General features: G+C 72.7%; 5 protein-coding genes and 1 pseudogene. 2 read left to right on the plus strand and 4 right to left on the minus strand.

Annotated elements, in window-relative coordinates:
• Positions 1-89: 89 nt before the first annotated feature.
• Positions 90-426: pseudogene (locus ACFU7Y_RS40670) on the minus strand (LexA family protein); the annotation flags it as partial.
• An 80-nt stretch (positions 427-506) separates the two neighbouring features.
• Between ACFU7Y_RS40670 and ACFU7Y_RS40675 the strand changes: the two are divergent.
• Entirely contained in the window at positions 507-1262 is a 756-nt protein-coding gene (locus ACFU7Y_RS40675) for a hypothetical protein (RefSeq protein WP_380771418.1), read from the plus strand.
• A 183-nt stretch (positions 1263-1445) separates the two neighbouring features.
• Here ACFU7Y_RS40675 and ACFU7Y_RS40680 read toward each other — a convergent pair whose 3' ends face one another.
• Together ACFU7Y_RS40680 and ACFU7Y_RS40685 are read right to left on the minus strand one after the other, a co-directional pair.
• Entirely contained in the window at positions 1446-2039 is a 594-nt protein-coding gene (locus tag ACFU7Y_RS40680) for a hypothetical protein (RefSeq protein WP_380771420.1), read from the minus strand.
• A gap of 187 nt (positions 2040-2226) precedes the next feature.
• Positions 2227-2826 carry a hypothetical protein gene (locus tag ACFU7Y_RS40685; protein WP_380771422.1) on the minus strand — a complete coding sequence of 200 codons (600 nt, stop codon included), beginning with the start codon at positions 2824-2826 and terminating at the stop codon, positions 2227-2229.
• A 144-nt stretch (positions 2827-2970) separates the two neighbouring features.
• On the opposite strand from ACFU7Y_RS40685, the gene ACFU7Y_RS40690 reads away from it, so the two are divergent.
• On the plus strand, positions 2971-3900 hold the full coding sequence (locus ACFU7Y_RS40690) for a Ku protein (protein ID WP_380771424.1): 930 nt from the start codon (positions 2971-2973) through the stop codon (positions 3898-3900).
• A gap of 77 nt (positions 3901-3977) precedes the next feature.
• Here ACFU7Y_RS40690 and ACFU7Y_RS40695 read toward each other — a convergent pair.
• On the minus strand, positions 3978-4524 hold a 547-nt coding region (locus tag ACFU7Y_RS40695), incomplete at its 5' end, for an ATP-binding protein (RefSeq protein WP_380771426.1).

A 4524-nucleotide genomic window follows, 5' to 3' on the forward strand; every position in this document is an offset into this window, starting at 1 on the left:
GCCCTCGACCGGCCTGGCGCAGCGTAGCGCTGTTCACGGATCGCAGCCAGGGTTTCGGCTGTTCGTGTGGTTGATGGCGAGGGCGTCCGTCACAGGCGGCGCAGGACGGTGACGGCCTTTCCCGGGATGGTCGCGTTGTCGCCGTTGTTCGGCTCGTAGGCCGGGTTGTGGGGCGTCAGCCGGATCCGGTCGTCCTCGCGTTTGAGGTGCTTGACGGTGGCCTCGTCGTCGATCATTGCGGCCACGATGTTTCTCGGCGACCGGTTGGCGGCGCACGATGACGGTGTCGCCATCCTCGATGGCTGCTGCGGCGCCGCTCATCGAGTCGCCGGTCACGGTGAGTGCGAAGAGTTCGCCGTCGCCGGCGAGCTGGCGGGGCAGCGGGAAGACGTCCTCGGCCGTCTGCTTGGCCAGGATCGGCCTGCCCCGCGGGTCAGCGGCGGATCGGCTGCCAGTTCAGATTGGACGGGACACCCGACGTCGCCCCACAACTATGCTCTCGGTGCATGACCGCCGCTTCGCCCGATTCCCCTGAGCCGCTCCGGCATCCTGGAATCGCCGAGGAGCCGGCGGACGACGATGCGTTGATCGAGAAGCTGCGTATCCGGGCCTGGGATCCGGGGCGGCGCTTTGACAGGGCGTGGGTGCCGAGTGCCTGGATCGCGGAGCGTTACGGCGCCGACTGGTTTGACCGGCCCCACCCGGGTCGGCGGGGAACGAGCAGCGATGGGACGGTCTCGCTCGATTCCTGGGCCGAGGAAGTGGCCGCGTATTACGCGGACGCCCCACGCGGGCCGCTGTTCCCGCCGGTCACCGTGGCCGAGGTCGAGGATGTCGAGCGACGGATCGGGCGTCGGCTGCCCGATCTGCTCCGCCGTATCTGGACGGAGGTCGCGGATGGCGGCTTCGGGCCCGATGGCGGGCTTGTCGGCCTGCGCGAGGGGAACCGGGTGCCGGGGCACCTGAACGACTGGCCTTCCGCAGTGAACGTCCAGGAGCGCCACCGCGCGGAAGGGGTGCCGGCGTCCTGGTTCTATCTGACGGGCGGCGGCTGCACGATGTACTGGTACGTCTCGCTGCTCGCCGCCGACAACCCGGTGCTGCTCTACGACTGCGACGGCTGGGTCCCCGAGTGGGGCGAGACCCCGCACGACGGCCTTCGCCACGCGACCGCTTCGTTGCGGAAGTGGTTCTGGACCTGGGCCGAAGGCGGCAACGTCTGGCGGGAGGCCCTGGACGGGCCCGATTCCGTTCCGGATTGATCGCGCAGCCACACGAAACGTCCGCAGGCCGGGGACCTGTCTGTCGCCCGCTGCAACGACGCCGGACAGTCACCCGTCTGAAGTGGACGACAAGTCGTCCGGACAGAACCAACGGCAAGTCGACCAGACACCCGCCCGAGGCTGCAGGTCAAGCTCACTCAGAATGACAAGTGACGCTGAAACCTACAGCGGACCGGGGGCCGCGCGGCATGCCGGCTCCGCGCTCAGGGCGGTCATCCCGCCGCGGCGGCCGTGCCACCGCCGTTGGGCGTCTCCGCGAGGGCTGTGGACTCCGTCGCCGCCGCGACGGCGCCCGTGGCGTCCGGGAGCCACAGCTCGGCAAAGCACGCTCGCGCCGCCGAGCCCCGGCCTCGGGGACTCCACCCTCACGTGCCGTCGTTCGAGCTGCCCCCAGCCGTCGTGCACGCCGGACCAGTGCCGGGCGGTCACGTCCAGGCGCAGGTGGGCACCGGGCCATGGGCCGGGGGTGATCAGGACGGTCCCGGCCCGGCGCAGGTGGCCGACGAGGCGGTCGACGGCCCGCGGCGCCAGGCCCCGGGAAGGAGCCGCGGCCAGAACGACGGGGCACGCGGCGGCCAACGACGCCACGACGTCCGCGTAGTGGGAGCCCAGGGTGTCGGCGACGACCAGGCGGCGCAGGTCCATTCCGTAGCCCGCAGCAGCCGCCCACCCGACCTCTCCGAGCCCCACGGCAGCGGACCAGGCGTGCGGGTCGGCGGTCGCAGGGCCTACGGCCACCGCAAGCAGAAGACCCACATCGGCCACCTCGGTGACCGTGCCCCGGGCCAGCCCTCCGCCCGGTACCAGCGGGCGCAGCGGGTCCAGGACGGGGAGGGTGCCGCTGGCCGTCTGTTGGGCGCGGGTGGCGGCGAGGTCGCGTCCATGAGGTCGGCCAGGCGCCGGGCAGGGTCGGCGGGGGCGGGTTCGGGGACGGCGGTGAGTGTCATCGGGACCGCTCGCCGTGGTGGGGCGCGGTGTCCGCGGCGGGGTCGATCAGCCGCAGGCTGTCGTCCACGACAACCCATCCGGCCTGCTGGTCCTCGCCCCAACGGGCGTAGGCGATCCAGGGCGCGGCCGGGGTGGGGCGTCGGCGGATGGTGATCAGGGCCGAACGCCAGGTGCCGGCGGCACGGAGCCAGGCGAGCCGCCAGCAGCCCTCGCCCGACTCCACGCCGGACGGACCCGCCAGCTCGGGCAGCACCCGGACGGTGTCGCGCGGGGCGAAGGCGGCACTCGCGGGTTCGGCGAGGGGGCGGATGCGGGCGGCGTCGAACTGGAACCAGGCCCAGCGCTCCTCGCCCGGGCCGCCGACGTCGGGGCCCCAGGCGACGTGGACCACCCACAGCGGACTGCCGGGCGGACGCCGCCACACGGTGAGCAGCGCGGGCGCCCAGCGGCCGTTGAGCCGGATCTCCACCAGGCGCCAGCGGCGGACGTCGTGGTGGCGGCCGGGCAGCGTCATCAGCTCCCTGGGAGCCCGCTCGGCATCGCCCGGCAGAGCGTCGGGGCGGGCGGCGAGGGAGAACGGAACGTCGGCGGTCACACCCCCAAAGTAGATCGAACAAATTTGCGATTCAAGTCGTCGGCCCCTGCGACTCCCCAGGTCAGAGCCATCTCGCTCCAGCCCCAGGCCCCACGGGCCACGATGGGATGGAGGGGGCAGCAGGACCGGACCCCGGAGGTGGCGATGCCGAAGACGATCGCCCGCTTGTCGATCAGCTTCTCGCTCGTGTCGATCCCGGTGAACGTGTATACGGCGACCGAGCGGCATGCTGTGCCGCTGCACCAGGTCCACGCCGCCGACGGCGGCCGGATCAGGAACAGGCGCGTGTGCGAGCTGGACGGCACGGAGGTGCCGTACGAGGAGGTGGCCCGCGGATACGAGGCTCCGGACGGACGCACCGTCGTCCTGACCCACAACGACCTCGCCGACCTCCCGCTCGCCACCACCCGGGAGATCAAGGTCCTGGGCTTCCTGGACGCCGCCCGGGTCGATCCCGTCAACTACGACAAGGCCTACTACCTGGGGCCCTCAAATCCGGCCGGCGCCCGCCCGTACGCACTGCTGCGCCAGGCCATGCTGGAGGCCGGCCAGGTCGCCGTCGCCCGCGTGGCGATCCGGACTCGCGAGTGCCTGGCCGTCCTGCGGGTGCGCGAGAACGTCATCGTGCTCCAGACCCTGCTCTGGCCGGACGAGATCCGCTCCGCTGCCGACATCGCCCCCGAGGGCGTCCAGCTACGCCCCAAGGAGGTCGCGCTGGCCCGGACCCTCATGGACGCCATCACCGAGGACTTCCGGATCGAGGCCGAGCACGACGAGTACGCCCACGCCCTTGAGCAACTCGTCGAAGCCCGCCTCGCCGGCCTTGAGCCTCCGCACGCCCCCGAGTCGCGAGTCCTGCCGCCCGGCGGCACCGCCCTGGACCTCATGGCCGTCCTGGAACGTGCCCTCGCCGACGCCCAGGAACGGCACCCGAAGACCAGCGATGCCGTGAAGAACATCAGCACCACCAAGCAAACCGGCAAGAAGACCGCGGCCCGCAAGAGCACCAGCAAGGCCCTGCCACCGAAGGCCGGCGGGGCGGCCCGAGACAAGGGGCCGACCGGGCGCGCATGACACGGCCGGGCAGCCGGTGCACAAGTGCCCGGGTAGAGAGCCGGCCCCGACGTACCTTGGGCACGGGCGCCCTGGGCCTATGCCGAACCGGGAACGCGAGTGCGCAGGTCCGCGTGGACGGTCTTGCCGTACGGCTCGGGGGTGGCGCCCCAGTGGCCGCCGGTGAGGTGGTGGACCAGGGCCAGGCCGCGGCCGGACTCGGCGGCGGGGCCCGCGTCGACCAGACAGGGCAGGACGCGGGAGCCGTCCCGGACGCTGATCCGCACGCACCGGTCGGTGATGCGCTCGACGGTGACCGTCATCTTCAGCCGGCATCCGGTCTTCGCGGCGTTGGCGACCAGCTCGCTGACGATGAGTTCGCCGGCCTCGACCAGGTCCTCCAACCCCCACCCGGGCAGCGTGGTGCGCACCAGGCGTCGGGCCGCCGCGGCGGACTGCGGCTCATAGGGCAGCAGCGCCCTGGCGGCGTCGGCGGCTGGGGGCCGCGCCGGGGTCTCGACGGCCGCGGTCACCGCGCACCCCACGCCCGCCGGCGCCGCCCGAGCATGGCCGCAGCCGTGTCCGGTGGGCGGGGTGTGGGGTGTGCGGCCACGGCGGTTCTCCGCTCTCTCGTCGGCGGTGACG

Origin of the sequence: Kitasatospora sp. NPDC057542, from assembly GCF_042801945.1 — a bacterium.
Lineage (GTDB): Bacteria > Actinomycetota > Actinomycetes > Streptomycetales > Streptomycetaceae > Kitasatospora.

Coding starts and splice junctions, on each gene's coding strand:
- ACFU7Y_RS40675 (WP_380771418.1), top strand. CDS start 507: ATGACCGCCGCTTCGCCCGATTCCCCTGAGCCGCTCCGGCATCCTGGA.
- ACFU7Y_RS40690 (WP_380771424.1), top strand. CDS start 2,971: ATGCCGAAGACGATCGCCCGCTTGTCGATCAGCTTCTCGCTCGTGTCG.